The 1,600-nt window shown below is 34.0% G+C and carries 3 protein-coding genes; all 3 read left to right on the top strand.

Annotated elements, in window-relative coordinates:
• Positions 1 to 78: 78 nt before the first annotated feature.
• The 3 genes from CAN34_RS13630 (at position 79) to CAN34_RS13640 (ending at position 1,552) form a co-directional block, all read left to right on the top strand.
• On the top strand, positions 79 to 531 hold the full coding sequence (locus tag CAN34_RS13630) for a hypothetical protein (RefSeq protein ID WP_089556100.1): 453 nt from the start codon (positions 79 to 81) through the stop codon (positions 529 to 531).
• Positions 532 to 769: 238 nt separating this feature from the next.
• Positions 770 to 1,027 carry a hypothetical protein gene (locus tag CAN34_RS13635; RefSeq protein WP_089556101.1) on the top strand — a complete coding sequence of 86 codons (258 nt, stop codon included), beginning with the start codon at positions 770 to 772 and terminating at the stop codon, positions 1,025 to 1,027.
• A gap of 153 nt (positions 1,028 to 1,180) precedes the next feature.
• Positions 1,181 to 1,552, top strand: coding sequence for a hypothetical protein (locus CAN34_RS13640; RefSeq protein ID WP_123891920.1), 372 nt, complete (start codon positions 1,181 to 1,183; stop codon positions 1,550 to 1,552).
• The last annotated feature ends 48 nt before the right edge of the window (positions 1,553 to 1,600 follow it).

The raw sequence follows: 1,600 nt of genomic DNA on the forward strand, positions 1-1,600 counted from the left end.
TTGTATACGATTATTGTGCTATTCTAAATAACCTCATCCTATAACCAACTTATTAAATGGACGTTATAAGGCTCTAAATTGAAAAAACTACTTATATTATTATTATCTATCTTCTCCTTCTCTTCCACTGCAAATGCAGAACAGAAGTTAGTCGATTCGCAAGAGCAAAAATATCGGTTGTACTTTTCAATTATAAACATTGATACAGGTCCGATTGAGCTAAGAGAAAGACTACCTATTGAAGGTATGATATTCAATAAACTTGAACACGATGATGGCTCTGAATATTACTTAGCTACACTAAAAGAACCATTCCAAAGTGAAGAACGTCAAATCACTTATATCATTATTGGTGCAAGAAATTTAGGTCAGCATGTCGGTCCTAAAATGGATGGCCTTCCTGTTAATATCGCTTATGTAATAGATGACTCACTTCTCAATCAAAAAAATATGGACTTTAATAAAGGTAAATTTTCAGCTATTGGATTTGTTACAGACATTTCAAACGGAACATTCAAATCTTCAAACTAGTAAATTTATAACTAGAACAGAGATGCACCTTAACTTAGAAGTGAAATGTAATGGGCCAATGGTAGTGTGATTCCGGCCATGTGAGAGTAGGTCATCGACAGCTCTCTCTTCTTAGATTTGCCCCTTTCGCTGACGCGATGGGGGCTTTTCTTTGGCTAGGGTTTGAAAGTCAATCTATTCTTTAATGTATGTTAGGATGTTGATTGGTTTAAGGCAATGAAATTAGAATGGATTTAATATGAAATTTGGTTTTCTTATTGACGATAAGGCTTTTAAATGTGAGGAATTTGAAATTGCTCCTGTCCTAGATTTTGATTCTATTTTAAAAGACTTCAAAAATTCAAGAAGCGTTAGTAACGGTTGGTTTTATGGACCAGAAATAGAACTTGTGAAATCATCTTCTGAAAAGAAGCACTTCGCATCTAATGCCCCAATAGTTCATAAATCATTTTTTCAAATGAGTTCTACGCATCAAATAACATCAACTGAAAATTAATCTGATGACCATTTACAATTTCTTATTTTAGGATACGGGTTTTTACAAGGACTGTATCTTACTCCTGAAGGTTACTCGTATTTAGGGCGCACAGCTTTTAAGCCTACTACGTTAAATGGTGTATGTTTATTTGGTGCTGACTACGTCAATGGTATGGAAAGCATAAATCGATTTTATATTGATTCAACTCAGAAGAAACGAAATCAGATGTTTGCCTGTATTCATTGGTATCTAATGGGTCAAAGCTATCAATTTGAATGGGATAAATTTGATGCACAGTATAAAGTACTTGATGGTATTTGGAACCTTTCAGAATTAGAAGGTAATCATACTAAACGTTTAATAAAGTTATCAGAAAAATACAATTTAAAATTACCAGTTTGGGCAAAGTTGAATGCTAAAGGTAGAAGTAAACTTAGCGAACAAAGAAACGAGTTAGTGCATGAAGCAAAGTATGATGGGCATCCAATTGGTTACTCATATCCGAGCCCATCCCAGATTCTGTGTAACTGCCATTTAGATTAAATGCCTGCTGATACGATCATCAAACATAATCATAACAGCGATTTAAAG

Origin of the sequence: Psychrobacter sp. DAB_AL32B, assembly GCF_002224105.1 — a bacterium.
GTDB lineage: Bacteria > Pseudomonadota > Gammaproteobacteria > Pseudomonadales > Moraxellaceae > Psychrobacter.

Excerpts from the sequence above, each read along its gene's own strand:
- CAN34_RS13635 (WP_089556101.1), top strand. The coding sequence starts at position 770 with ATGAAATTTGGTTTTCTTATTGACGATAAGGCTTTTAAATGTGAGGAA.
- CAN34_RS13640 (WP_123891920.1), top strand. The coding sequence starts at position 1,181 with ATGGAAAGCATAAATCGATTTTATATTGATTCAACTCAGAAGAAACGA.